Annotated in this window: 26 protein-coding genes and 1 pseudogene; 13 read left to right on the top strand and 14 right to left on the bottom strand. The window is 68.4% G+C overall.

What is annotated here, in order from left to right; all coding sequences use genetic code 11:
- Nucleotides 1-16 precede the first annotated feature (16 nt).
- Nucleotides 17-238, top strand: a complete 222-nt coding sequence (locus OG207_RS42370; protein ID WP_329106888.1) for a hypothetical protein — start codon at nucleotides 17-19, stop codon at nucleotides 236-238.
- Between the two features lie 9 nt (nucleotides 239-247).
- On the opposite strand, the gene OG207_RS42365 is transcribed toward OG207_RS42370, so the two are convergent.
- Entirely contained in the window at nucleotides 248-1,309 is a 1,062-nt protein-coding gene (locus OG207_RS42365; protein WP_443072846.1) for a PucR family transcriptional regulator, read from the bottom strand.
- 148 nt (nucleotides 1,310-1,457) lie between these two features.
- Nucleotides 1,458-1,634: a hypothetical protein gene (locus tag OG207_RS42360; protein WP_329106885.1), complete on the bottom strand. Its 177-nt coding sequence runs from the start codon at nucleotides 1,632-1,634 to the stop codon at nucleotides 1,458-1,460.
- A gap of 734 nt (nucleotides 1,635-2,368) precedes the next feature.
- Here OG207_RS42360 and OG207_RS42355 point away from each other — a divergent pair.
- From OG207_RS42355 to OG207_RS42330, 6 genes are all read left to right on the top strand, one after another.
- Nucleotides 2,369-2,797, top strand: a complete 429-nt coding sequence (locus tag OG207_RS42355; protein WP_329106883.1) for a hypothetical protein — start codon at nucleotides 2,369-2,371, stop codon at nucleotides 2,795-2,797.
- Nucleotides 2,798-2,810: 13 nt separating this feature from the next.
- A complete protein-coding gene (locus OG207_RS42350; RefSeq protein ID WP_329106881.1) occupies nucleotides 2,811-3,989 on the top strand; it encodes a hypothetical protein in 1,179 nt (392 codons plus the stop codon).
- 36 nt (nucleotides 3,990-4,025) lie between these two features.
- A complete protein-coding gene (locus OG207_RS42345; RefSeq protein ID WP_329106879.1) occupies nucleotides 4,026-5,090 on the top strand; it encodes a hypothetical protein in 1,065 nt (354 codons plus the stop codon).
- A 59-nt stretch (nucleotides 5,091-5,149) separates the two neighbouring features.
- Entirely contained in the window at nucleotides 5,150-6,091 is a 942-nt protein-coding gene (locus tag OG207_RS42340) for a hypothetical protein (protein WP_329106877.1), read from the top strand.
- Nucleotides 6,092-6,383: 292 nt separating this feature from the next.
- Complete coding sequence (locus OG207_RS42335) at nucleotides 6,384-6,971, top strand: hypothetical protein (protein ID WP_329106875.1); 588 nt, start codon at nucleotides 6,384-6,386, stop codon at nucleotides 6,969-6,971.
- A gap of 404 nt (nucleotides 6,972-7,375) precedes the next feature.
- Nucleotides 7,376-8,353: an L-threonylcarbamoyladenylate synthase gene (locus tag OG207_RS42330; RefSeq protein ID WP_329106873.1), complete on the top strand. Its 978-nt coding sequence runs from the start codon at nucleotides 7,376-7,378 to the stop codon at nucleotides 8,351-8,353.
- A gap of 19 nt (nucleotides 8,354-8,372) precedes the next feature.
- Here the strand turns inward: OG207_RS42330 and OG207_RS42325 are convergent, their stop codons facing one another.
- The 5 genes and pseudogenes from OG207_RS42325 to OG207_RS42305 form a co-directional block, all read right to left on the bottom strand.
- Nucleotides 8,373-9,014 carry a carbonic anhydrase gene (locus OG207_RS42325; RefSeq protein WP_329106871.1) on the bottom strand — a complete coding sequence of 214 codons (642 nt, stop codon included), beginning with the start codon at nucleotides 9,012-9,014 and terminating at the stop codon, nucleotides 8,373-8,375.
- Nucleotides 9,015-10,427: 1,413 nt separating this feature from the next.
- Nucleotides 10,428-10,592: pseudogene (locus OG207_RS42320) on the bottom strand (transposase); the annotation flags it as partial.
- Between the two features lie 61 nt (nucleotides 10,593-10,653).
- The gene (locus tag OG207_RS42315; protein WP_329106869.1) at nucleotides 10,654-11,346 is read right to left on the bottom strand and encodes a DsbA family oxidoreductase; all 693 of its coding nucleotides are present in this window, start codon (nucleotides 11,344-11,346) and stop codon (nucleotides 10,654-10,656) included.
- Nucleotides 11,347-11,476: 130 nt separating this feature from the next.
- Nucleotides 11,477-12,277 carry an MBL fold metallo-hydrolase gene (locus OG207_RS42310; RefSeq protein ID WP_329106867.1) on the bottom strand — a complete coding sequence of 267 codons (801 nt, stop codon included), beginning with the start codon at nucleotides 12,275-12,277 and terminating at the stop codon, nucleotides 11,477-11,479.
- A gap of 40 nt (nucleotides 12,278-12,317) precedes the next feature.
- The gene (locus OG207_RS42305; RefSeq protein ID WP_329106865.1) at nucleotides 12,318-13,256 is read right to left on the bottom strand and encodes a DMT family transporter; all 939 of its coding nucleotides are present in this window, start codon (nucleotides 13,254-13,256) and stop codon (nucleotides 12,318-12,320) included.
- A 107-nt stretch (nucleotides 13,257-13,363) separates the two neighbouring features.
- Between OG207_RS42305 and OG207_RS42300 the strand changes: the two genes are divergently transcribed.
- Nucleotides 13,364-14,011: a TetR/AcrR family transcriptional regulator gene (locus OG207_RS42300; RefSeq protein WP_329106863.1), complete on the top strand. Its 648-nt coding sequence runs from the start codon at nucleotides 13,364-13,366 to the stop codon at nucleotides 14,009-14,011.
- An 827-nt stretch (nucleotides 14,012-14,838) separates the two neighbouring features.
- On the opposite strand, the gene OG207_RS42295 is transcribed toward OG207_RS42300, so the two are convergent.
- From OG207_RS42295 to OG207_RS42270, 6 genes are all read right to left on the bottom strand, one after another.
- Nucleotides 14,839-15,636, bottom strand: a complete 798-nt coding sequence (locus tag OG207_RS42295; protein ID WP_329106860.1) for a 3-hydroxybutyrate dehydrogenase — start codon at nucleotides 15,634-15,636, stop codon at nucleotides 14,839-14,841.
- Between the two features lie 219 nt (nucleotides 15,637-15,855).
- Nucleotides 15,856-16,239: a hypothetical protein gene (locus tag OG207_RS42290; RefSeq protein WP_329106857.1), complete on the bottom strand. Its 384-nt coding sequence runs from the start codon at nucleotides 16,237-16,239 to the stop codon at nucleotides 15,856-15,858.
- A 301-nt stretch (nucleotides 16,240-16,540) separates the two neighbouring features.
- On the bottom strand, nucleotides 16,541-17,794 hold the full coding sequence (locus OG207_RS42285; protein ID WP_329106855.1) for an NAD(P)/FAD-dependent oxidoreductase: 1,254 nt from the start codon (nucleotides 17,792-17,794) through the stop codon (nucleotides 16,541-16,543).
- Between the two features lie 273 nt (nucleotides 17,795-18,067).
- On the bottom strand, nucleotides 18,068-18,382 hold the full coding sequence (locus OG207_RS42280) for a DUF6207 family protein (protein WP_329106853.1): 315 nt from the start codon (nucleotides 18,380-18,382) through the stop codon (nucleotides 18,068-18,070).
- A 7-nt stretch (nucleotides 18,383-18,389) separates the two neighbouring features.
- The gene (locus OG207_RS42275) at nucleotides 18,390-19,508 is read right to left on the bottom strand and encodes a fatty acid desaturase family protein (protein ID WP_329106851.1); all 1,119 of its coding nucleotides are present in this window, start codon (nucleotides 19,506-19,508) and stop codon (nucleotides 18,390-18,392) included.
- A 7-nt stretch (nucleotides 19,509-19,515) separates the two neighbouring features.
- Entirely contained in the window at nucleotides 19,516-20,571 is a 1,056-nt protein-coding gene (locus OG207_RS42270) for a ferredoxin reductase (protein WP_329106849.1), read from the bottom strand.
- An 86-nt stretch (nucleotides 20,572-20,657) separates the two neighbouring features.
- Between OG207_RS42270 and OG207_RS42265 the strand changes: the two genes are divergently transcribed.
- From OG207_RS42265 to OG207_RS42250, 4 genes are all read left to right on the top strand, one after another.
- Nucleotides 20,658-21,797 carry a helix-turn-helix domain-containing protein gene (locus tag OG207_RS42265; RefSeq protein WP_329106846.1) on the top strand — a complete coding sequence of 380 codons (1,140 nt, stop codon included), beginning with the start codon at nucleotides 20,658-20,660 and terminating at the stop codon, nucleotides 21,795-21,797.
- 886 nt (nucleotides 21,798-22,683) lie between these two features.
- A complete protein-coding gene (locus OG207_RS42260) occupies nucleotides 22,684-22,806 on the top strand; it encodes a hypothetical protein (RefSeq protein ID WP_329106844.1) in 123 nt (40 codons plus the stop codon).
- A 40-nt stretch (nucleotides 22,807-22,846) separates the two neighbouring features.
- Entirely contained in the window at nucleotides 22,847-23,197 is a 351-nt protein-coding gene (locus OG207_RS42255; protein WP_329106842.1) for a GNAT family N-acetyltransferase, read from the top strand.
- A 392-nt stretch (nucleotides 23,198-23,589) separates the two neighbouring features.
- Nucleotides 23,590-23,817 carry a hypothetical protein gene (locus OG207_RS42250; RefSeq protein WP_329106841.1) on the top strand — a complete coding sequence of 76 codons (228 nt, stop codon included), beginning with the start codon at nucleotides 23,590-23,592 and terminating at the stop codon, nucleotides 23,815-23,817.
- Nucleotides 23,818-24,195: 378 nt separating this feature from the next.
- On the opposite strand, the gene OG207_RS42245 is transcribed toward OG207_RS42250, so the two are convergent.
- Nucleotides 24,196-24,831, bottom strand: coding sequence for a VOC family protein (locus OG207_RS42245; RefSeq protein WP_329106840.1), 636 nt, complete (start codon nucleotides 24,829-24,831; stop codon nucleotides 24,196-24,198).
- Between the two features lie 190 nt (nucleotides 24,832-25,021).
- Here OG207_RS42245 and OG207_RS42240 point away from each other — a divergent pair, with 190 nt between their 5' ends.
- Nucleotides 25,022-25,159: a hypothetical protein gene (locus OG207_RS42240; protein WP_329106838.1), complete on the top strand. Its 138-nt coding sequence runs from the start codon at nucleotides 25,022-25,024 to the stop codon at nucleotides 25,157-25,159.
- Nucleotides 25,160-25,268: the final 109 nt, after the last annotated feature.

The following is a 25,268-nucleotide window of genomic DNA, read 5'->3' as shown; positions in this document are numbered from 1 at the left end:
GAAAGGGAGGTTCGGCATGGCACGCAGCCGGCGCGTGGAGGCCGTCTCCATCGCCCTGTGGTGGGGTGGGCTCACCGCGTTGTTGTGGGGTGGAGGGCACCTCAGGGACGCGCCTGCCTCGCTGGTGGCGTGTGCGGCGAGCGCCGCCTTGCTGATCAGCCTCGGCCAGGTGGCCCACCGGCTTCGCTGCCGCATCCGGGAGCACTGGGCGGCGGCCCGCAGGAACCGCACGCGCTGAGGTGCGGGCTCACAGCTCGGTGTCGGGCCAGCCGAGCAGGCGGGCGCCGATCACCGCGGTCTGGAGGGTGTAGCGGTTGACCGGGTCGGCTGGGTCGGCGCCGGTGAGGCTGTGGATCCGCTGCAGCCGGTAGGTCAGTGCCCGCACGCTCAGCGAAAGCCGCCGCGCTGTCTCGGTCGCGACGCAACCGCTGTCGAAATACGCGGTGAGGGTGTCGATGAAGGGCCGGGCGCCACCGCGCCCCTTGCGGAGTGGGCCCAGCACGCTTTCCACAAGGTCCGCCATCGCCTGCCGGTCCCGTGTCAGGACCGGATACACCAGTAGATCCGCGGCGTGCAGCACCGGACCTTCCAGGCCCATCCGCTCCGCCAGGTCCAGGGCGTTCAGTGCCTCCTCGTAGGAGTGCACCACGCCCCCGGCACCGGGGTGGGAGCGGCCTATCGCGACGCGGCCACCGTCGGTGGCCGCGTAAGCCTGCTTCGCGAAGAACGCCAGAACATCGGGCTGGTCTCCGGGGGCCACACAGATCAGCCGCCCGTCCTTCGTGGTCAGCAGGATCTGCCGGCCCGCGAACCGGGCCAGCACCGCCGACTCGATCCCGCGCGCCACCGGGTACCCGTCCCCGTACGGCTCCGGGCCCGTCGCCACGGCCACCGCGTGGGCCTGGGACAGACGCAGCCCGAACCGTTCGGAACGCTCAGCCAGCCGGCCCAGATCGCTGCGCCCGTACAGCAGGTCGTCGATGAACTCCCGACGTGCGGCCTCCTCCTGGCGTACTGCCTGATGCTGGGCACGCTCGTAACCCTCCACGAACGCATCCACCGCCTGCTCCAGCACGGCCAGCAATGAACCTGCCGCTGCGGGGGGCAGGGTCGTAAGTGCCTCCTGAGCCGCGCACACGTGCTGCCGCAGGGGCCCACGAACCGGCACGCCCAGTTCCGCCGCCCGTTCCCCCCGGACCCGGCAGGCCTCGAGTTCGGCGCGGGTCAGTCGGCGCCCCGTGAGACAGGCAGAGTGCAGGAGATCGGGCAGCCCTGCCACATGCTCGTTCGATACTGCCTGGTCAGCCACGTCGTCCCCCTGATCGCAACACCTCTATGGCGCGGAACAAGGGTGCCACGCAGACAGACGGGCGCTGTCTGTGCCACCAGAAGAGTGCAGTCCGATGCCGGTGCGCAGCAGCGCTGGTCCGTGGCGATCATGCCACGCGCTGCGCGTTTCAGCGGTGGCGGGCCGTCACCCACACCGCGGCCACGACCGCCAGCACGAACGCGCCGACAGCGAACAACGGCGTACCGCAGCGGGGCACCACGTACAGCGCCAGACCGGCCGCGGTGAGGACGAGACCGGCGGGAAGGAGTGGCGATACCGGCCCACGACAGGGAGCACGGAGCATGGCATGTGCCTCCTGGCAGGAGGGGAAGATCGGACTGATCCCAGACTCGCATGCTGCGGCCACGGGGCCCAGGCTTCCCCCAGGCCCGGGCCGCAGATCGGGAGTGGCGGAACAGGCTCTTTCCGCCCCCCGTGGGGGCGGTTCACGACGCAGATACGCGCGTCCCGCGACCTGATCGGCAGCCGCGCTCGATCGCAATGAATCCGCACGCGTGATCGATGAGCTGCCGCCGTGCCGTTACCCAGGTGGGCTGGGCAGCCCTGCAGCCCGCTCCCCGTCGGCGGCGTGCCTCCGGCTCGGTGTGAGTCATGCGGCGCCCGGTGGTGCAGGCGGCGTCGCGCAGGCACTCGGCACATCTCGTCAGCTGCCCTTACGGCGCTTCCGGCTCCGCCCCCTCCCCGTTCTCATCGCTTCGGCGAAGCCACTTACGTGGAATCAGCGCCACAGGTAGCGAAGTCTCCTCCACCGGCAGCGGATGGCAGGTGAAGACTGCCGGTCTACGGCAGTGTGCTGCCGCGAAGCGACAGAGAGGATCAAGGAATGCCGTGTGCCAAGGAGAGCTGCGCCGTGCCCGGCATCCGATGGTCGCTGCCGCGGCAGTACTGGACGCGGCAGGCATGGCACAGCGCATATTCGCAGCTCCCAGACCGTCGTCGATCCGTGGTTCGTCCGCGAACACAGGCAGTTTGACGGTCTGCAGGAAACAAGGCTTTTCGAGTTGAACGGGGACGGTCGTGTCGGGGGACTTCACGCAGGAGTGGGGCGGCGAGAGAGCAAGGGCCGCAGATCAGGCGGCGATGCGGCTCAACAGTGTTCCGGCGGCCGACGGCGGTGGCGGTGGGACTTTCGCTTCGACGCCGGCGCAGAAGAGGTCTGCCGCAAACACCATTCAGACCGAGCTCGAGCCGAACACCAAGAAGGCGACGGAGCACGCGGACGAGAGCACCAACACCGCGGTCAAGGGCTTCGACGGCTGGGACGCGGCAGTGGGGCTGAAGAAGGTGGCGGACACGTGGGACCAGCAGGTGAAAGTCCTGATGGGCCGGCTCGGTTCTGAAAAGGGATCGCTGCGCGGCGCCTCGGGCCTGTTCGTACAGAACGACCTCGGCACGGGGGACGGGTTCCGTCCCCTGGGCACCCACTCGAAGCTCAACGGTCTGTAAGGCGGAGCAGTACATGTTGACGTACCACGAAGTGATGTCGACCGACCTGGGCCTGCTGACGACGGCAGCGGGCAAGTGGGACGATATGGCGGGCGAGCTGAGGAAGGTCGAGACCCGTTACGGCGACAGTGTCCAGAAGATCACCATGGGGCCCGACTGGAGCGGTGTCAGTGTCGGCGTCGCCCAAACGAGCTTCGCGGCCACACGGTACGAGTACTCCGCAGCGCAGATCCAAGCAAAGGCGGTCGAGAGCCTGCTGCGCGATGCCCACACCCAGTTCGCCGACCTGAAGAAGCGCCTCGAGTCCGCGCGCGACGACGCGATCAAGGCGGGCATGACCGTCTCGGAGCAGGGCACGGTCGCATTCGACTACGCCAAACTGACTCCCGCCGAGCGCAGCGCCTATCACCACGACCCGGACGGCCAAACCACCAGCCGTGACGCGGTCAACAAGTGGCAGCAGCACATCAACGACCGGGTCAAGGCCGTCTCCGAAGCCGACCACGGCGTCAAGATCGCCCTTGGGGCGGTCGTGGTGGACAGCAACAAGGACGCCTTCGGCAAGGGCAACGACGGAACCCTCAACGGCTTCAACGCCGACGCGCAGGGCGACATCGAGGTGTACGAGGCCCGTAACGCCGAGGACATCGCCACTCGTATCAACAGCGGCGACAAGGTGTCGGCAGCCGACTACGCCGAGCTGGACCGTTCCTTCCGCGACAACGCCAAGAGCACCGAGTTCAACCAGACCTTCCTCAACGGGATGGGTGCCCAGAACACGCTCAAGTTCACGAACAAGCTCAACGACCTGGCGTATCAGGATGACAAAACGGGCAAGCAGACCTACCTGGACCTGGAGAAGGGGCTCGCCAACTCTCTGTCCAACGCGATGCAGGACCCGAAGTCGAAGTTCTACAAGGACTTCCGGGAGCAGCTGAAGAAGGCCGGTGTCGAGAAGTTCGACCTAGCGGTAGCCGCCGAGGCTCCGAACGTCATCAGTCGTCGCCACGGGGAGCAGCAGGTCCGGGGCTATCAGAGTCTGATCACGCTGATGCAGAGCGGCGACGGATACTCGGCGCCGTTCCTGCACGACCTGGCGGACGACATCCGCTCGGCCGAGGACAAGAAGCGCGGCGGCGATCCGAACGTCTGGGATCTGCAGGGCGACTTCAGCGGCAAGAACGGCGGATGATTCGCCAACGACCCGCTCGACGGCCTGCTCGGCATCATGTCCAAGGACCCCGCCGCCGCCACCTCGTATCTCGACCCGGGTGCAGACCACAAGAACGACAACCTCCAGTACCTGCTGAAGGAACGCGACTGGAAGTTCGACGACACTCCCGTCTGGCACGGCGAGATCGAGACACGCAGCGACATCGAGAGTGAGGGCAAGGACGCCCGCACCGGTCTGGGACTGCTCCTTGAATCCGGCACGACCGGCCATACGCCGCTCGGCCCGAACCAGGAACCTCGGCCGGCGACCCCGCACACCGAGGGACAGGCGCGCATCATGCACGACGTGATCGGCGGGCTCGGACCCGACCAGAGCGTCCACGAGAACATGCGCGAGCCCCTGGCCCGCGCCCTGGGCACCTACACCGCCGACACCCACGAGATCCTCGGAGGCCTGGACTCCAAGTACATCTCCGCTTCCGGGGCCGGCTACTTCCAAGACGGCGACAAGATCCACATGGCGGTCAGCCAGAAGGATCTGGTGCAGTTCATGCGTGGCCTCTCGGAGGACCCCGAGGCCTACGGAACGCTCCACAAGGCGGAATCCCGGTACATCGACCTCTCCCTCGAAGAGATCCCCAAGGGAGCGCACGGATCGGAGCTCACCAACCCGATCAACAAAGCGGGTACGGCTCTGGGCGTCATGAGCTCCATCCGGGAGGACGTGATCAACGACGGCCGGATGGCCGGGTACAGCGAGGCCGACTGGAAGGCGAAGCTCGCCTACCACGTCATCGGCGGTGCGGTGACTCCCATGTACTTCACCACGGCCGGCGGTGTCTCGCTCGCCTTCGGCGACGCGATCCAGCGCGGCGTGGACACCTGGGCCTGGGAGTGGGGCAACCGGATGAAGGGAGAGGTCGATGCCAAGGTCAACCCCCAGATCGCGGACGAGTACCTTTCCGTCAACACCCAGGCGCCGATCCTGATCCGCGAATGGGCCAACGACCGGGCCGACATCTCGGAGAGCGACGTCCAGGACTACACCCGCGATGTCCTCGAAGGCCGGGTCCGCGGTACGGAGACAGCACACAAATACCTGACCGACACGACGAACTGATCGGGCAGGCAGGCAGAGAAGTGGGGACATCGATGACGGGGAGCACAGGACGCCGAGCCGTGTCGGCGAAGGCTTGGGCTGCGGCAGGAGTATGCCTGGCGCTGCTGGGCGGATTCGTTGCCTGGTTCCTCGTCGGGCGCGAGACGGCCCCTACTTGTAACGGCCTGGCCGAAGACACGAGGGTGCAGAAGTCGGTGGGGCACTCTGTCCACCCCGGCATCAGTTGCGCGGCGATCGGAGAGGCGATCGTAAAGGCGACTACGGGCAGCCAACCGGGGCGTCACACCCAGGCGCAGGCGCAGGCGATGAAAGATGTTGTCTTTGCGCTCGGCTGGGTGCAGTCGCAGAAGATCGAGATCGACCCCGCCTTGAGGGTGCCCCTTGCCACCGCCCTGGCCGACTACGCCCCCGACGTACATGAGATGCTCGCCGGTCTTGACAACGAGTACATAGTGAACGCGGGCGACAACAAGTCGCCCTGGGAAGCCGATGGTACATACCACCTGTCGGTCTGGAACAACGTGCTCACGAAAACCCTGCGCGCGGTGGCGGTGGATCCCCAGGCGTACGCCCTGCTGCGAATGGCGGAGACCCACACCGCGGCTGCCCAGCTTGCGGCCGTCCCTGCGGACGCGACCGGCGTAGACCTCTCCCTGCCACCGACGAAGAACGCCCGCGCCCTCGGCATCCTCGACGGCATCGCCGACGCAGCCGTAAGCCAGGACGCCCAAGAGGCCCGAAAATGGCACACCACGGTCTTCGACCGTCTGCTCACCGAACAGGCAAACCAATCGGAGTCGGCCGGTCGCCTCACCGCCACGTGGCTCCAGGAACTCAAGAACACCCCCGAACAGCAACGCGCGGAACACCTGCGTGCCCAGGGCCTTGACATGGCCCGCACCTGGGCACACACCCGCACCATGGACGAGCCCACCCGGCAGGACCTGCTCACCAAAGTGGAAAACAGCGCCCGCAACGCCCACCAGGAAACTAAGCACTGAGCCCTCGGGCTTCACTGCGAGAAAGCCCAGCCTTCACCGCCGCCACGAAGCAGGCCCTTCCGTCCGACCCGTGGCCGCCGGCCAGACATCGCAGAACCGTTTCGCACCGCAGCCAACACCACCCATGCACCCGGGGACGGGGGCAACGCCCTTCCCCCGTGAACCGCCCCGCTCAAGCGGGTGCACTCCCCCACCACAGGACAACGCCGACGACGGCAGAACGCTACGCGCCGGTCCGCCGTCGACAGCGTGATGCGGGGCAGCGACCGCCGTCTTCCTCCGAGGGATACCGATGAACAAGAAGTGGCTGCCGCTGACCGTCGTGCTCGGCGCCGCCGGGGTGGCCGTCGTGACGGCGAGCTTCTGGCCTGACGACGAGAAGCCGCCGCTACCGCAGACACTGTGCCATGGGGCGCTCAGCCGGCAGACGGCGGAACTGATCGACGACGGCAAGGGGGGCGAGGCCAGCACGGAGGAGTGGGAGAGCAAGGGCAAGAGCACCGATCACGCGGTGTTCAAGGGGTGCCAGGTGCTGCGCGCCAACGCGGACAGCGACTACCCCCGAGGGGTCTACACCCTGATCATCGAAGACAACCGGAACGACCCTCACTACAAGCCCAAGGACTCCGTCCCCCTCGGCCCCGGCTTCACCGGCTGGGCGCTTCCCGACAGGGCCGAGGCCAACCTGCCCGCCGGCTGTGCCGCCCGCATGGGCTCGACGGCGCCGAACATCGCGGTGACGCTCATGGCGCCCTCCAAGAAGGGGGAGAAAGAGGAGAAGGACCTCGTCGACCGGGACGCCCCCGAGATCAGCAACAATGCGGCCGTGGTGCGGGAAGCCGCCACCAAGCTCGCCAAGAAGTACGGCTGCGAGGCGTAGAACCGACGTCAGCGGGGGCAGTCGTCCACGGGCCCCCGCTGACGTCGGCACGATGACCCGCCCGTCGTGCCTCCGCAGGGGGTGGGTTCGGTGTGGGTGGTGAGGCGGTCGATGAGGTGCCATCCGTAGCCGCCGGTCCCGTCGGTCCGTGGCAGGCGGGGCTCTGCCGGTTCGGGGCTGGTGTCGGTGACGCGGATCTCGATGTGGTCGCCGTGGAATTCGAGGCGAAGGACGGCCGAGCGTCCGATCCTCTTCGAGCCCGCCCTGATGTCGGCCGGTCAGCGCGACCGGGCCATCCGGCCTGGGCGGCCTCATGGAGGTGGTAAGGCGTGCATGGGTCTCTTGGTCATACGCCGGCGGGATCAGGTACGTGGTGAACGGAATCGTGAGAGGGAAGTACGAGGGTGGCGACAGTAACCACTGACATCGAGAGGGCAGCGGACGTGCTGCGGGCGGGGGGCCTGGTGGCCTTGCCGACCGAGACCGTCTACGGTCTGGGCGCGGATGTCGAGGACCCCATTGCCGTGGCGCGGATCTTCCAGGTCAAGGGGCGGCCGGCCTCTCACCCGCTGATCGTCCACATCGCCGCTGCGGACGAGCTGGACGCCTGGGTCGAGGAGGTGCCCGCGGCCGCGCGCCTACTGGCTGAACACTTCTGGCCCGGGCCGCTGACCCTGGTCCTGCGGCGCGGCCACCGCGTGCCGCTCGAAGCCACCGATGGTCTGGAGACGGTGGCCGTGCGCGTGCCCGACCATCCCGTTGCCCTCGCGCTGCTGTCGGCCTTCGGCGGCGGCATCACGGCCCCGTCCGCGAATCGCTTCGGCTCGGTCAGCCCCACCACCGCCGACCACGTTCGGGCGGAGCTCGGTGACGCCGTCGATTTCGTCCTGGACGGCGGCTCCTGCCAGGTTGGCGTCGAGTCGACCATCGTCGACGTCACGGGTGAGACCCCGAGCATCCTGCGGCCGGGCGGGGTGACGCGTGAGGACCTCGAAGCGGTGCTGGGGCACCCGGTCGTGGTCCCGTCTACGAGCGATGTCCGGGTACCGGGCCAGCACCCGTCGCACTACGCGCCGCGTGCCCGGGTCGTCCTCGTCGAGCCGGAGAAGGTCGTCGCCGAAGCCGAGCTCGCCCAGCAGGCGGGGCACCAGGTAGGCGTCCTTCTTCCCCCGCCCCTCGCCGACGCTGCGGTGAAGGCGCACGTCGTGGTGCCCCTGCCCGGTTCGCTGGACGCCTACGCGCACGGGCTGTACGGGTTCCTGCGTGAGCTCGACCAGCAGGGATGCGACCTCATCGTCGCGTCCCTGCCGGTGGAGGAGGGGCTGGGCCTCGCGATCGCCAACAGGCTTCGCCGGGCCGCGGGGCCCCGATCCTCCCAGTGAGCGGCCACGGCCGGGGCGGTCAGGACGTGGTAGGGACGGCCGCGTCGAGGCCGCGCGTGGCGACGAGCTGGGCGCTGCCGTCGGACAGGCGGTAGGACAGCCCCACCACGGCGGACCGGCCGGCCGCCACCGCCTCGGCCAGGACACGGGAGCGTTCCAACAGCAGGTCCACGGTGTGCTCGATGTGCTCGGCCAGGATCTCCTCGGCCGTCTCGCGTCCGGCGGCACGGGCTGCCAGCACACTCGGGGTCACCCGTTCGACAACGTCCCGAACGAAGCCGCCCGGCGTCTGCCCGTTCTCCAGGGCGGAGCAGGCAGCGGCGACCGCGCCGCACGAGTCGTGGCCGAGGACGACAACCAGTGGCGCTTCGAGAACGCTCACGCCGAACTCGATGGACCCGAGGACTTCGGTACCGGCGACGTGCCCGGCGGTGCGGACCACGAACAGGTCACCCAGGCCACGGTCGAAGATGATCTCGGCGGCCAGCCGGGAATCCGAACACCCGAACATCACCGCGAAGGGCTGCTGGGAGGGTGCGACCTCGGTGCGGCGGGTGGCGTCCTGGTTCGGGTGCTCGGGGGTACCGGCGACGAAGCGCCGGTTACCGGCCATGAGCATGTCGAAGGCGTCGCGGGGCGTCGGGGTCTGGGTCTCGGTCATGGCCGCAGCCTACGAGCAGGCACCCGCCGTCGCGACAACTGGTCCCGCCGGACACACTGGCCACGGTCACCATCGTGACCGTGCTGGACGCCGAGGACACCGACGACGCCATCACCACGGCCGTCGACAAAGTTGTCGCGGAGACCGGCCGCCTGGCCGTCCTGAGCTGCGCGGCACCCAAGAGACGCCGCCGGACGGACATGTCCTTGCCACCGCGCGCCTGCGGGGATGGGGCTGCGAGGGTAGAACGATTCGGGGCGGTCAGTCGCCCGCGCGGGAGGCGCCCAAGACTCGATCGCCGCCACCATCGCCGAGCCCGTTGACTTCGAGCTGCGGGGCCACCAAGCACCAGCTCGGTAGTGGGGTAGCGCGCTACGGTACGTGACCGGCTCCGGGATTCGACTCAACGTCGCCGCCAGGCGGAACGTGTACATCCTCGTTCGTCTGCCCACGCGAGATTCTCCGATGCTGGTTCGGTGCTGACTTCGGAGGGGTAGCGGCGGGAAATCTGCAGGTCCTAGCTCTGGTCTGATGAGTTGTCGTACCACTCGATGGTGGTCCCGATGAGGCTGGCGGCGACGATTCTGCGAATTCCGGTTGACGATGGTGCGGCTGTTGCGGGGGAGGTCATGTGCACCACTTCCGGGGGCTGCGGGGACGTTTGGTGTGGCCACACCGTAGAAGCCCGCAGGTCGGCAACATATGTGGCGGGACATCACATTCAGGCACCACCTTGTGTACCCAACCACCACGCCGCTGCCTTGGACACCTTGAAGGCTTCCGGAACACCTAACCGACTCCTGCCTCAAAGCGTGGATCAGCCTGTTTTGCACCCCGATGCTGACTCCCGTGCTGGTTCGGCGCTGACCCCAAAGCCCTTGTCAGCACCTCTGGCGACTCGTCGTCCCGTGCTCGTTCGGTGCTGACTACGCAGCGTTGAACTCGGCTATTCACGGGCGGACCGGATCCTTGGCACTGCCAGTCCGGGGATGCGGCCGGCCTGGCGAGACCGGTCGCACCGCGGTCCCGCCACCGGGCGTCAGGCCGCTTGGACCACGGCCTCGAACTCGAGCGGCCGGCTCAGCTCGGTCTCGCGCGTGAAGACCGAATCCGTCAGGCCTGGATGCTGCCCGCGGGCACCCCAGCGGGTGCAGAAGTTCGCCGTGCCGAGCGCGTACTAGGACACACGCAGGCCGGTCCGGTGTCCGAAGGTCGTGTAACGCATCAGATGTCCTTGCTCAAGGGTCGATAGGGGCAAGCGGTGGTGCGGCGGGGCGTGCCTCACGCCGCATCCGGCGAAGCGCTCAGGCTCTGCCTGACGTACCGGCTGATTTCGTCGGCGAGGACCGAGAGCAGGCCCGTCGATGCCGTACAGGGCCTGCGCGGCAACATCGGCGGGGCCGCCCTCGTGGATCCGTCGGCGCGGCCGCGCTCACGGTCTTCGGTCCAGGGCTTGGGCAGGTAGAGCTCGCGGTCGACCAGAGCGTGGCCGCGCACGGTGGTGGCGTAGGCGGCGAGGACGCCGATCTGACAGTTCTCGGTTCGCCCGGCATGACCGTCCCGCGACCGCCGCACACCCACTACGCTCCCCACCTCCAGGCCGTTGACCATGCAAGTCACTGAGACTCCGGCCGCAGTGTCAGCCCGTGGCAGTCGTCAGGAGAAGGTCCTCGTAGATCGTCGGGTCGTCGGATTCGATCACCGGAAAGCCGACGCCGTAGGAGCCTTCCCAGCGTACGTCGATCCCGGGGTTGGCCCAGTCGCTGCCGTCGGGCAGGAACAGGTGCGGGCTGCAACTGACCGCCTCGGTACGGGCGACCGCGGTCTGGCCGGAGAGGTTGCTGCGGGCTCGGCCGTCGTCCAGGGCCTCCGCCAGCGCCGTCACGTCGACGACGCCGGTCTCCGCGGCCACGTCCAGGATGACCTTGCGGTGACTGACGGACCGCGACTCGGCCCAGAACGCCTTCCGCAGGCCGAGGTCGAGCTGTTCGGACGCCGCAAGGGACTGCAACTTGGCGGCCTGGACCGCCTCCAGCGCGGGCAGCATGGTGGAGGGATAGAGCCAGTCCTTGGCCTGCCAGAGCTGCCAGCCGGCCGCCGGCTCCAGGCTGGCCATCCGGCCCACCTCGCTGTCGGTTCCGGGGCGGGGGCTGGGCGCGTCGTTGAGGAGCTCAAGGGGGAAGGCCCGCAGGTCGAAGCCGACCTGGGTCTCGAGTCCGAGCCGCTTGCGCGTGGCGTGCAGACGGTGGATGGCGATGTGTGCGAACGAACACCAGATGTCCGAGAAGACGGTGATGATGCCCGGCGGCGGTGTCAGGGATGCGGTGGTCAACGGTGGCTCCGAGGGGTTTCAAGGAATGGTGGAGTGATGGAGTGATGGAGTGATGGAGTGGTGATTCAGGGCTCAGCAGTCGCTGAGGTTCGAGAGCTCGACGGTGGCTGAGAGTCGAGTGCCCGGACAGTCAGGGGGCGGCCCGGCCACCGTGCGCGTCCAAGGCGGCTTCGAGGTCGACGTCCGCGCCCGGGAGCCATGCCGGCAGGAACGGAATGCGGGCCATAGCCTCCATCAGGGAGGCGACCATCCGGCCCTCCACCGTCGGCCCGTGGGCGGACAGCAGTCGGGCCGGGGAGAGGGAGGACACCGCCTGGACGGTGCGGAGGAACTTCTCCGCGTCGACGAGGGCCGTCCACGGGGCGATCGCCCGGTTCAGGACGTCGAAGCCTTCGAAGAATTCCTTGGCGTCGGCGTCACCGACGTGCTGCACGGTTTCAGGCAGGACGGTGCCGAAACTGTCCGAACTGAAGAGCGTGCCGGCCTCGTGGTCGAATACCGCGAGCGTGCCCGGCGAGTCGAACGTGGGCGGCCGGTGGAAGCTCACAGTCCGGTCACCGATCGATAACCGGCTCCCGGAGTTCACCGTCACGACCCGCCCACGCGGGATCTCGAATTCCTCGGACAGTCGGGTGAGTGATATCCCGTTCGTGACGACCTTGGCACCGGGAGCGCGATCGAGTATCCGCATCAGGCTCCCGGTGTGGTCCCGGTCGTCATGGGTGATGGCGATCCACCGCAGATCGGCGGGGTCCACCAGGGACCACAGGGCCTCTTCGAACGCGTCCCGGTCCACGGGCATACCGGCGTCCACCAGCATCGGCTGCTCACCGCGCAGCAGGTAGGCGTTGACCGGTTGCAGGCCTGAGTCGGGTATCGGCAGCGCAGAGGGCAGGGCGTGCAGTTCGGGCCCTACGGCGTAGGTCTCCAACAGGAACAGTCTTCTCTCTCAGGGTCGTACGAGCGCGAGCTCAGACGAGTTGGATGGCCAGCGATCCGGCGAGCAGCAGGCCGAGTCCCGTCAGACGCGGCACGCTCAGCACCCGGGTCGGCAGCCGGAACATGCCCCGGTGATCGATCAGGGCGGAGGTCAGCTGCTGGCCGGTCACGGTCAGCCCGACGGTCACGGCAGCGCCGATCTCGGGGATCAGCAAGAACGTGCCGGTGACGTAGCCCGCGGCGCAGGCTCCGCCGAGCCAGCCCCACCAGGGCATCGCCTTCAGCGGGGCCAGCTGCGGCCTGGGGGTCTTGCCCGTCAGGCGCAGCACCAGCAGGACGACGGTGATGGTGAGCGTGGCCACCGTGAAGCTGAAGGCCGCCACCGCGATCGGGGCGCCCAGACCATGCCGGAGCTCGGCGTTGACCGCGCCCTGAACCGGGAGCACACCGCCGGCGACGATGCCGAGGACGATCCATCCGATCCGGCCCGGGCCCGACGTCGTCGGGGCTCCGGGCGGGGCGGTCGCCCGCTGCCCTCGGATGATCACGATGATGCCCGCGAGGACCGCGAGGGCGCCGAGAGCGACGCCCGGGCTCAGGCCCTTCTTCTCCAGCCCGAGGAGGCCGCCCAAGTCGAGGACCAAGGAGGAGAACATCTGCCCCGTGACGAACAGCCCGACCGAGGCCAGGGCCCCCAGCCGGGGGAAGAGCAGTATGCCGCTGGTGATGTAGAGGGGGCTCGCCAGGCCGCCCAGCAGGTGCCACCACTCGACGCCGGGGAGCTTCCCGAGCGCGCCGAGCGCCCCGGTTAGTGCCGCCAGGACCACCAGGAGTCCGGTGGCCACGCCCAGTTGGACCGTGGAGGCGCCGTAAGGGGTTCCCACAGCCTTGTTCAGTTGCAGGTTGACCGACGCCTGGACGGCCAGGAGGCACCCCACCAGGAGGGCTGCCGTGAGCAGCGCAGCGTTCATCTCGTTCTCCCCCACATTAAACGGACGCTCGTCTCATTTAATGTAGTCCAGAGGCTCCTAAGCGGACAAGCTGTCCACTTAGGTTTCTGGGAAGTAAGGTGACCTGCATGAGCAACGGCGACGAGCATCCCGCCCCGCAGGTGGTCCTCCGCGGTGACCTCCAGGCGGCACCCCGAGGTGCCACCGCACCCCGGCAGCGGGCCGACGCGGTGCGCAATCGCGCACAGATCCTCTCCGCTGCCGAAGCGCTCTTCACCGCACACGATCCGAGCACCGTGACGATGGAGCAGATCGCGAAGGCCGCGGGTGTCGGCCGCGCGACCCTCTACCGCTCGTTCCCCGACCCGCCCTCCGTCGCCACCGCCCTCCTGGACGAGCACGAACGCCTGCTACAGGGGCAGATGATCTACGGACCGCCGCCCCTGGGGCCTGGGGCACCCCCCGCCGAACGACTGGCGGCGTTCTACATCGCCTACCTGGACTTGATCCGGCGGCATCTGCCCCTCGCGTTGGGCGCGGAAACCGGGCCCGCCCGCTACGCCACCGGCGCCTACGGCTTCTGGCGCCTCCATGTGCGCACCCTGCTCATCGCCGGCGGATCCCCGGACCCCGACGCGCTCGCCGACATCGCCCTCGGCCCCTTGGCCCCGCAGCTCTACCACCATCAGCACAACACCCTGGGCATCCCCCACGAGCGCATCGCCCATGCCCTCTCCGCGTTCGCCCGACGCCTCCTGCACTCCGGCCGATCCTGAAAACCCGGCCTGCCCACCCCCAGGCCGCCGACAAGGAAGAACACCGAACTCCGGCCGGAGAACCACATGGTTCGCGTCCCAAAGCGCTGCTCTACGGGTGAGGTGATGGGCCAAACCGACCAGAGATCGAACTGGGGACCGTCCGAATCTTCCGGAGGATGCTCTTCTCCTAAGCTACGCGCCTGGCGACCGGACGCATGCGGTATCCGCCCTGGGGGGGCCGTCGGGGAGCGACCAGTGATCACAGGTCAAGAAGCCTGCTCCCCGAACCAGCGGGGCCCGTATCTGCGCGGGTCCGCTGCTCCCCACACCTGCAGGGATGTGCCCGGGCTCAGGGTGCTCCCAACGCTCCCTCCCCTCACTGCGGCTGCGGCTGCGGGGACCTGGTCGATGACCACACACTTTCGGAACCAGGCGAAGGCACTGCAGACACCAGTCGAGGGCATGGAACAACGCCGCTTCCTTGGGCGAGAGACAACCTCAGGACACCTACACCTGAAGACCTTGGATGGCGGAATCGGCGACGCTCCGTAGTCGGCCCCGATACGCCAGTCGAGCCAGTGGCATGCGCCGCGAAAGCCACTTCGTCAGCATCTAGCAGGCGCGCCGTTGACCCGTGCTGGTTCCGTGCTGACTTCGATCGCACAAATCCTGGGATACGACAGGTCATAGCCCCGATCAGATGAGTTGTCATACCACTCGATGGTGGTGCCGATCAGGATGCGGCGGATGCCGCCTCCTGGGGACTGGGATTCCATGGCAGGGTGACCACTCCTCGGTTGATGGGGATGTGCGGGAGGTGTGTCAAGTGCGTCAGGTACGGGATCTCAGGAGGCGGTCCAGCCCCCGTCGAGCGGCAGGGAAGCCCCGGTCAGCTGTGCGGTCTGGGGGCCGCACAGCCAGAGCACGACCGCCGCGACGGCCTCCGGGGCGATCAGCTCCTTGATCGCGGGCCGGGTGAGCAGCACATCGGATACGACCCTCTCGGGGGCGATGCCGTGGGCGGCAGCCTGCGAGGCGATCTGGTGCTCGACCAGCGGGGTGCGGACGTAGCCGGGGTTGACGCAGTTGCTGGTCACTCCGTGGGGCGCGGCTTCGAGGGCGGTGACCTTGTTCAGGCCTTCGAGGGCGTGCTTTGCCGTCACGTACGCCGATTTGTACGCGCTGGCCCGCAGCCCGTGGACGCTGGAGATGTTGACGACCCGGCCCCAATGACCGGCGTACATGTACGGGAGGGTGTGCCGGAGCAGCAGGAACGGTGCGGTGACCATCACCCGCTGGATCAGTTCGAAGCGTTCCGGGGGGAACTCGGTCAGCGGCGCCACGTGCTGCAACCCTGCGTTGTTGACCAGGATGTCCACGTCTTTCGGCAGCCGCGCAAGCGCCGCGGCATCGGCCACGTCGACCGTGTGCGGGTGGCCGCCGGTCGCATCCGCCACGGCCTTGGCCGCGTCCGCGTCGAGGTCCACCACGTGAACGCGGGCCCCGGCCGAGGCCAGGGCCACGGCGCAGGCCCGGCCGATTCCGCTGCCGCTTCCAGTCACTAGGGCGGTCCGTCCGGTGAGGTCGACCGCTCCGCCGGCGGCCGGCGCGGTGCCGCCCCCGGGATGGATTCCGCTTGTCATGGCCGGAAGCATGCGGGAAGCCGAGGACACTTCCCACATGTATGAAACACATAGTCTCGCGCCGGAACATATGGGAGCACCATACGATCTCGTGGCGCGCTGTTGCGGCAACGCCGAAGTGGGCCCGAGGGGTCCGCTTCGCAGAAGGCGCCGGACGCGAACAGCCGGGAGCCGTGGCCCGTCAGCCGTCGGCGTTGATCTCCAGCTCCGCAGAGACGGTCAGCTCCACGCCGGGGGCGGCACGGACCTCGTCCACGGTGACACCGTGGACCAGTTCCCGCAGCAGCAGCCCGGCGGGGACACGTCGATGACCGCGGGCAGTTCGCGGGCGGCGCGCACCGCCATCTGCTCACGTGTCAGTGCCATCTCAGACCGCCTGACCGCCTCGCCCTGCTGTCGGCGCGCAGTACGCCGCTCGATCCGCTTGTCCGCCCAAGGATCCGCGGCCACGACCTCTACCACCTGCTGGACGAACACTCCGGGCAAGTGCACCTGGTCCGGGGCGATTTCGCCCGCCCCCGCCGGCTCCTCCGCTTCCGTCACCGTGATCCGCCCGGCCGTCACGGACACCCGCCTCACCGGACGGCCGGGCGAACTCGTCATCCCTCTCACTTGCTCCCTGCCGATCTAGCGGAACAGTCGGGCGGGTCACTTCGGGCGGCATTCGCCGGGGCCCGCCCCTGCGTCGGGCCCGGGCCGAGGCTCTCGAAGCCCGGTGAGCTCGTTGGCTGGCGCCATCCCCGCCGGGAGAGGTACCGGCCTGGTGATGGCACAAGGCGGGCCTCCTGGCCACGGGAGTGGCCTTGAAGTCCAAAGCCGCACCCCCACCCTGTCCAGACCCATCCCCTGCGCCGTCAGCTGCACCGCCTGACGCGGCTCAAGCCTGTACGAGGTACGGGTACGTTCACGCCACGCCATGGCGCCGCAGGTCGTGCAGCACCTCGCGGGCGGCCCGCGCACCGGAGGCCAGCGCGCCCTGGGTGGAACCGGTGGCCCGGTGATCACCACACACATAGCGGCCCGGCGCGACGCGCGTGGTACGGGTCAGCGGCTGCGGCGGAGCCATGGAAGGCAGTGCGTCCTCGATGGTGCGGACGGTGACGAGGTCCCAGCCGTCCGTGTCCGTGCCGTACGCCTCCGCGAGCGCCTTTCGGAGCTCGCGCTCACGGCCCTGCCCGTCCCGGCCGGTGACCGACGTGGCGATGAGGGCGTGGCCGGGTGGTGCGTAGCCGGGCACGACGTCGCTCAGGACGCAGGTGTTGAGGAAGCGGCGGCGGGTGTCCACGAGTAGGGTCGGCTCGCCGAGGGGGGACCGCGGAGCGACGTGGTAGTACGTCGTCAACGTTCGGTAGGCGGGCAGGGTCACCTCGGGGAGCAGCGTTGCGACGCCCCCGGGGCCGGTGGCGACCACGACGGCGAGTGCCGGGATCTCCCGTCCCTCGGTGGTGAGCACACCGTCGGCCGTGAGCTCGGCCACTGGGGTCTCAAGCCGCACGGCACCCTCTGGTAGGTCGGCGGCAAGGGCCTGCGGGACCGCCCCGATGCCCTCGGTTGGCAGGCAGATCGTTCCGCGCAGCATGCTCCGCCACACCATGTGGAACACCCGTGCGGAAGTCTCCAGTTCGTCCTCCAGGAAGACCCCCGACACGAAGGGGCGGAAGAATCGCTCGACGAACGCTTCGGAGATCCCGGCGTCGGCGAACGCGGTGCGGACAGTGGTGTCCGGCCGTCGTTTGAGCCGAGCCGGGGGCAGCAGCATGTCACGAGCAGACAACAGGCCGAGGGCGGCCAGGTCGCGACGGCCGGCGAGGCGACCCGAGAGCAACTCGGGCAGCGTGCCCGGGCGACGGGTGGGGTCGTTGAAGCTGAGTCTTCCGGTCGGAGTGTGAACGAGGAACCCCGGCGTGAAGGGCCGGAGCCGGAGTTTCTTCAGGTCGAACCTGCCACGGACCTGGGGGTATGCGGTGTTGAACACCTGGAACCCGCGGTCCACGACGAAGCCCCCGACCCGGTCCGAACGCATGCGTCCGCCGACCGCGTCGCTGGCCTCCACCACCCGTACGCGCACACCGGCCGCCAGCAGGTCCCGGGCGCACGCCAACCCGGCGGCTCCGGCACCGACGATCAGCACGTCAGTCGTGTCGAGGCCCGAGGACATACGACCACCTCTCTCACGTGTCGCTTCGATGCGGCCCGCGCCGCTCGTTCACTGTGTGCCGCGGATGACTCCGACACGTACGCAACACCGCCCGGAGGCCCGACGGCCGCCCGTCCGGGTGTGTCCAGTGCGTGTGCGGGTCCGGGTCCGGGACGGGCGGAGGGTGCGACATCCGGCGGGCGAACCCCCGCCACACCGGTGCTGCTCGGTCGTCCCCGGGGCCGCCTCCACCGCGACGGAGTCCCGCTCGATCTGGGGTGAGGACCTGGCGGGTCACGCCGGTGCAGGTAGAGGTTCCGGCAGTGTCCACGTCGCAGCCCGTGCCTTCCACCCGGCCCGCCCGTCGGCGAACCGAGTGCGCGTACGCACCCGGCTACCGGCCCGACCACGGCAGGTCAGCGCACTACGCCACCTCGCCGGGGGCTGCTGTGTGCTGAACTCCTGGCGCGCCTCCAGGCAGCGCAGCCAGACGCCGGGCCGCCCCGGTTCCCGTGTCGTACGGTGTGATGTCGCGGCCGCCCACCGTCCGCAACGGCTCTCACCGAACCCGTCGGTGCTGCCGGTACGGCCGAAGGGTCTGAACCACAACCGGGACTCAGGCAGCGACCAGTTCCTGATCGCGGTTCGGCGTCTTGACCTTGGGCTTCTTGTTCGGGAGCGAGAGCCGGAAGACCTTGCGCCACGCGGAGAACACCTGCTTGGGCAGCGGCCCGGTGACGTACTCCAGCTCGTACTTTTCGAACAGCGCGCGCACCTTCACCGCGACCTCGGCGTACCGGTTGCTCGGCAGGTCCGGGAACAGGTGGTGCTCGATCTGGTGCGACAGGTTGCCGGTCATGAAGTGCATGGCTCTGCTGCCGCTGATGTTCGCCGAGCCCATCATCTGGCGCAGGTACCACTGGCCGCGCGTCTCGCCCTTGATCGACCGGCGCTCGAAGACCTGTACGCCCTCGGGGAAGTGCCCGCACATGATCACCGAGTGGGACCAGATGTTGCGGACCAGGTTCGCGGTGAACGTGGCGGCGAGCGTGGTGAGGAACGACGGGCCGGACAGCAGCGGGTGGATCACGTAGTCCTTGAGCACCTGCTTGCGGATCTTGCGGCCCACGGCCTTGGCCCGCGCGCGGAACTCCGGGTTCTTGCGGCGGCGCTTGCTCAGGTTCCTGCCGAGCTCCAGGTCGTACGCTGCGATGCCGTACTCGAAGAAGCAGGCGTTGATGAAGTTCCACAGCGGCTGGCCGAGGTGGAACGGGTGCCACCTCTGGTCCTCGTCGACGCGCATGATGCCGTAGCCGAGGTCGTTGTCCTTGCCGATCACGTTCGTGTACGTGTGGTGCAGCTCGTTGTGCGAGTGCTTCCACTGCTCGGACGGCGAGACGTGATCCCATTCCCAGGTGGTGGAGTGGATCTTCGGGTCCCTCATCCAGTCCCACTGACCGTGCAGGATGTTGTGGCCGATCTCCATGTTGTCCATGATCTTCGCCACGGACAGTCCGGCGGTGCCGATCAGCCAAGCGGGCGGGAAGAACGAGAACAGCAGCACGCCCCTGCTGACCAGCTCGAGCTTGCGCTGCGCCGAGATGACCTTTCGGATGTAGGCGGCGTCCTTCTCGCCGCGGCTGGCGATCACCTCGTCGCGGATCGCGTCCAGCTCGCGGCCGAGCTCCTCGATCTGCTCCGCGGTCAGGTGGGCGGTGGGGTCGATGGCGGTCAAGGTGCTCCTACCGTTCGATGTCGCAGGGGCCCGCCGCGGCGGACACGCAGGTCTGGATGAGGACGCCCGGCTCGGCCTCGGTGATCTCGCCGGTGCGCAGGTCGCGGACGGCGCCCGCCTTGAGCGGCGTGACGCAGCCGAAGCAGATGCCCATGCGACACCCGGACGGCATGAGCACGCCGGCCTCCTCGCCGACGTCCAGCAACGGCGTGGCGCCGTCCGCGTCAACGGTCTTGCCGGTGGCGCTGAACGTGACCTCGCCGCCGTCACCGGCGACGACGATGCCGGGGCGGAAACGTTCGGTGTGCAGGCGCTCTTGGACGCCGTGTTCGCTCCAGAGCCGTTCGGCGGCGTCGAGCAGGCCCGCGGGCCCGCAGGCCCAGGTCTCGCGCTCGGCCCAGTCGGGTACCAGTTCGTCGAGACGGGCCATGTCGAGCATGCCGTCCGTGTCGGTGTGCACCTCGGTGAGCCGCAGCTTCTTGTCCGCGACCATGTCGTGCAGTTCGTTGCGGAAGATCACGTCTTGCGGCTGTGGCGCGCAGTGGACCATGACGGCATCGTCGAACTCGACGTCGCGCAGCATGCCCATCACGGGCGTGATGCCGCTGCCGGCCGTCAGGTAGAGCACCTTCGCGGGCTTGGCCTCCGGCAGCACGAAGTCACCGGTTGCCTGGTCGAGCTGGATCAAGGTGCCCGGTTTCGCGCTGCGGACCAGGTGGTTGCTGACCTTGCCGTCCGGGATCGCCTTCACGGTGATCGTGAGGCGGCCGTCCTGGCGGTTTGTCGGCGAGGTGAGGGAGTAGGCACGCCACAGGCGCCTCCCGTCGACGTCGACCCCGATCCTCACGTACTGACCGGCCGTGTGCCCGCGCCAGCCCCGCCCCGGCCTGATCACGATGGTCGCGGCGTCACCCGTCTCGGGATGCACGGCCTCGATGCGCCCTCGCAGATCCGCACCCGCACGCAGCGGGCTGACCAGGTCGAGGTAGTCCGACGGCAGCAGCGGCGTCGTGACCATCTCCAGCAGTTTCCACGCCCTACTGCGGAGGGCTGTACTCGTCATGACTCCAGCTTGATGCGCTTCAAGGCGTAAAGTCTTGACCGCAGGACGTAAATTTGGTCGGCTGAATTGTTCACAGAGAATAAAACATGAGCCATGCACTCCGGAGGGCCACCGAACTGGCCCTGGATGAGACGACGGTCACCGCACTTCGGGCCGCGCTGAAAACCACCGCCGACGAGGTCGTCCAGGCGATCATCGACGAGGTGCCTCCCTACGCCAACGCCCTTTCGGGCCGCATGGGCGGCACCATCCGCCGTGCCGTCCGCACCGCCCTGGGGCACTACCTGGACCTCGCGAGCGGGAACGCCACGGGCGGCGACGCCGGTGACGCAGCCTACGAGCTGGGCCGCGGCGAGGTGCGCGACGGCCGTTCGATGGACGCCCTGCTCAGCGCCTACCGCGTCGGCGCCCGCGTAGCCTGGCGATGCCTGGCAGCGGGTGCGGTTCCCGCAGGTCTGCCCGCCGCCGAGGTCGCCAAGTTCGCCGAGCTGACCTTCGCCTACATCGACGAGCTCTCCGCCGCGAGCGCCGCGGGCCACGCCGACGAACTGGCCGCCCGGGGTCGGGACCAAGAGCGCCACCTGGAACACCTGGCCCGCGACCTCCTCACCGGCGCGAGCCCGGACGTGCTGCTGGCCTCTGTTCAACGGGCCGGGTGGCAGCCTCCGGTTTCACTGACCGCGGTCCTGCTGCCCGCCGCCCAGGCCCGGCCTGCCTACCGCGCGCTCGACCCGAGCACCCTCGTCCTCGACGATCTGCCAGACGCCACCGGTGTGCTGCTCGTCCCCGATGCGGACCGATCACGTCTCTTGCGGCAGCTGACCGACCGCACCGCAGTGGTCGGCCCGGCCCGGCCGTGGACTCGTGCGTCCGCCTCGTACGCACGGGCGGCACGCGCGCGCTCCCTCTCCTCCGATATCCGCGACACCGAGGACCACCTGCCCGAGCTGGTGCTGAGCGCCGACGTGGACGCGTTCGCAGACCTGCGTGCCCGTGCCCTCGCGCCGTTGCGGACCTTGCCCGTCGCGACCGCGCGGCGGCTGGAGGAGACGCTGCGGGCGTGGCTGATGCACCAGGGCAGGCGGGATGAGGTGGCGGCGGCGCTGTTCGTCCATCCCCAGACCGTCCGGTACCGGATGTCGCAACTGCGGGAGCTGTTTCCGGATCTCACATCGCCGGACCGAGTCCTTGAACTGACGCTGGCAGTCGGTCTGCGGATGAGCTGACGCGTACTTCTACCGTCCATGATCGCGTCCGCGAGCGGTCCAGTATGGCCTGTGTATGCAATCGACGCTGAAATTATGGTGTGCGGTTCTTGTGAACCTACAGCTGGTACGGGATCTCAGCGCCCATGCCTGAGCCATCCCCGCCAAGTGTCGTGTAGGGCGGTTGAGTTGGGCTGTCCGAGCGTCAGCGTCGGCTGGCTGCGCAGCTGTCCCCCGATCTCACCCCGCAGAGTGTCAGGGGGCATAAGCTGTGCTGCTGTCTGTGCATCTCGGCGGTGATCACCCAGCACTCGTGCTCCCTCCACTCGCCGTTGATGAACTGGAAGACTGCGGAATAGCCCTCGCGCTGGTAGCCCAGTCCGCGCTTGACGAGGTTCAGCAAGGAAGTGTTGTCCGGCTGAATGTGACCGCACCGGTGCTGTGCGGGCAAATCACGAGGCCCGCACGGGTGGGCTGCTCAAGTCGTTCGAGGTAGCTCTCGAACGCTTCCACTGTGTTCTCGCGGGCGCCAGACAGCGGCGAAGCACCGCGGCGCTCTCCGGGGCAAGCGCTGTGAGTTCGTCGTAGTCCTGACTGCGGACGCGGCGTATGACCACTCGCGGCCCGTGTAAGAGGTAACTGGTGATTGGCATCCGGGGATGCTACGCAGCTTGCCCGTGCACTCGTCCAGCGGCTCATGGGTATCCGCTTCCGCGGCACCATCTGAGCCCGCCGTCAGGTCACCAACGACCCAGTACCCCAGCGGACGATCCGCAGCAGCCGTTGCCCCTCGTCGTCATCGATCTGACGCACACGCACGCGTATAGCCACGCGATCATTGTGAGCACCCTTTCCGGACTGTGGAGTGGGGACTTCATCGTGAACGGCGACGTGTCAAGATCCTGGAATGAACGAACTGACGCTTCGCCCTCGCGCCGATGACGACATGCACGGCTGCGTACAGGCACTCGCCACGGTCCATGCGGCAGATCGCTATCCAGTGGATTGGCCTGTCGATCCCGAAGGTTGACTGACTCCCAGAAGCATGCTCGATGCCTGGGTGGCCGTGGATGGTTCGGCTGTCCTGGGGTCATCTGGCCCTCGCTCGTCCCGGGGAGGCGCTGGCCATCGCTGTCGGTCTGCCTTCGCAGCGTCTGGTGTCCGTGGCGCGGTTCTTCGTCAGTATTGGCGCCCGCCGACGAGGGGTGGCCGCGAAGCTGCTGGACAAGGCGATCGAAGTAGCTGCAGCCGACGGACTCAGGCCCGTTCTGGAAGTCGAAGCCGGGGCGACCGCGGCCATCAACCTCTATGAACGTGCCGGATGGCGGTACGCCGGCAGTTCCGCAGCTGAATGGATTACGGCCGACGGGCGCGTCGCGCAGATGCGTTCTTATGTTGCTCCCTCAGGCAACCAAACCTGACGAAAGGCTCATCTGATGATGCTTCAGGCAAGGGCCCCGGTCGACGGCGCAGGTTCCAGGGCCTGGCCGGTGTGCCTGGCGAAAACCTCGATGAGACTGCATGCTCGCGCTGTTCGACCCAGCAACCAGACGACAAGTCACAGCGAGGCGAACGTTGCCTGATGCGGCACTAGGAGGTGGCGAAACCGTCCCCAGCCTTACTGCGCTTCCGGAGAAAGCCTGTCCAGCGTGATGAACGCCGGCCGCCTTCGGGAGGGGACGGCGACAGCAACTGGACCACCGGGTGCGGGCACCAGGTGAGGTGTCGTACACGGTCGCCCGGGATGCCCAGGGTCTGGATGAGGACCGCGAGGGAGGCCTCGTCGTCGGTGTTTCGGCGGTCGAGCCACACGGTGACCCCTGTCCTCCACATCGGTGAACTGGCTCAGGCTGAAAGAGCCGAAAACCGCGCCTGCCTCGACACGGCCGAACTGAAGATCCAGGGGATCGCGAGCTTCCTGCAGGGCCAGTTCAGCCAGCGCGTCGTCGCGCGCCTCGCCGCCATCGAAGACCCCAAGCAAGTCGGCCGCTGGGCCAGGGGCCAGAACGAACCACGCTGGTGGAGGTGGTGCGTGAGGTGAGGGCCTGGGTCGCTCGCGCGGCGGGTTCACCCTGGGCGCATCACCCTTCGCTCCATCCGCCCCGTCGCCGGAGGAACCTTCGCACGCTGCCAGCGACGGCGCGGCGAACGGCGTCACCACACCCACGGCTACTCGGAACTCCTTGCCCATCGCCTGTCCCCCGAGCACGAATTCGGTGGCTGCGGAAGTGTCCGGGTCGGGCTCGAAAACCCCCTTGGCGCAACTGCGGCGGTAATCCTCGTCATCCGGCGCATACGTGATCGCCCGGGCAGGTCCCAACCGGGCAGACACATCCGATCGACTCACCAACCCATAAAAGAGACGCGCGCTAGCCAGGAGACCCCGGCCGGCTGCTCCCGCGGGGCAGTCGGGCCCCGGTCAGATCGTGACCGGGCCATGGGCGGTGGCGAACTCGACCGATACCAGGCCCGGTTCCTCGTCCTCGACCCAGGTGACGTCGATCTGGTCGAGGGGGTGGTCGGCCGGTTCTCCGAGGAACTCGGCGATGGAGGCGGCGTCGCCGGCGATGGAGACCCCGTGGATGGTGCTGGAGGTACGCGGGTCGGCACTCGGGCGCTCCTCGCTGGGGACCAACCACTGTAGGAAGTAAGGCAGTTGCGGGTCTTCCAACAGTTCCAGCAAGCCGATCTGCTTCCACCTCAGGTCGAATCCGTCGGGGCGGACACGGTGGCCTTCGGCCGAGGTGCGGCCGAGGCGGGCCTCGACCGGGGCGATGTCGTCGACGGAGACCACCCAACCGAGCCAACCGCCTCCTTCGGCGGCGCGGCGCGCAACCGCCTGGCCGAAGGGTGCGCGGTCGGCGGCGGGGTGGTCGAGTGTGGTGACGACCTCGACGTAGGTGCCGCCGCTCAGCGGGAGAATGAAGTTGCGGGTGCCGAATCTCGGGTGCACGCCCCCGTCGACGAACCCGGCGCCGAGGGCCGATCCGATCCACTGGACGGTCGAGACGAAGCTGTCGCGGGCCACCGCATAGGACACATGATCAAGTCGCACTTCGCCATCATCACCCGACAACCCGCACAAATCCCGACGCCACGCCCGCCTCCCCGACCGCGTCCGCCGTGGATTCAGCCGTGGAGCGGATCGATCATCGTCGGCCTGGTCGTCCGCCCCGCACGCCGAAAGCCAGGCGCGGATGTCGGTGTCCGAGGGCTGACCGCCGGAGCAGCGCGAACCAGGACCGATGTCGAAGAAGCCCGCCCACGACCCGGCGTACGGCTACGCCTCGGAGGCGAGAACCGTTCGGTTTGGTCAGCGCGACCTGGCGCGGCTGCTGTTGATGTCCCGCTCGCTGATGCGCTACCAGAAGCCGGGCTCGTGAGATCACGCAAACGACTGCGACCCGTCCTTCGAGCCCGACTCGGTCGATGCCAGCTCGCAGCTCCGGTACGGCAAGCGCTGAACTAGGCCTGACCTGCTCATACGCTGTG

Source organism: Streptomyces sp. NBC_01439, from assembly GCF_036227605.1.
Lineage (GTDB): Bacteria > Actinomycetota > Actinomycetes > Streptomycetales > Streptomycetaceae > Streptomyces.
Note: the sequence above shows the minus strand (reverse complement) of the source record. Positions and strands in the feature narration are given on the sequence as shown.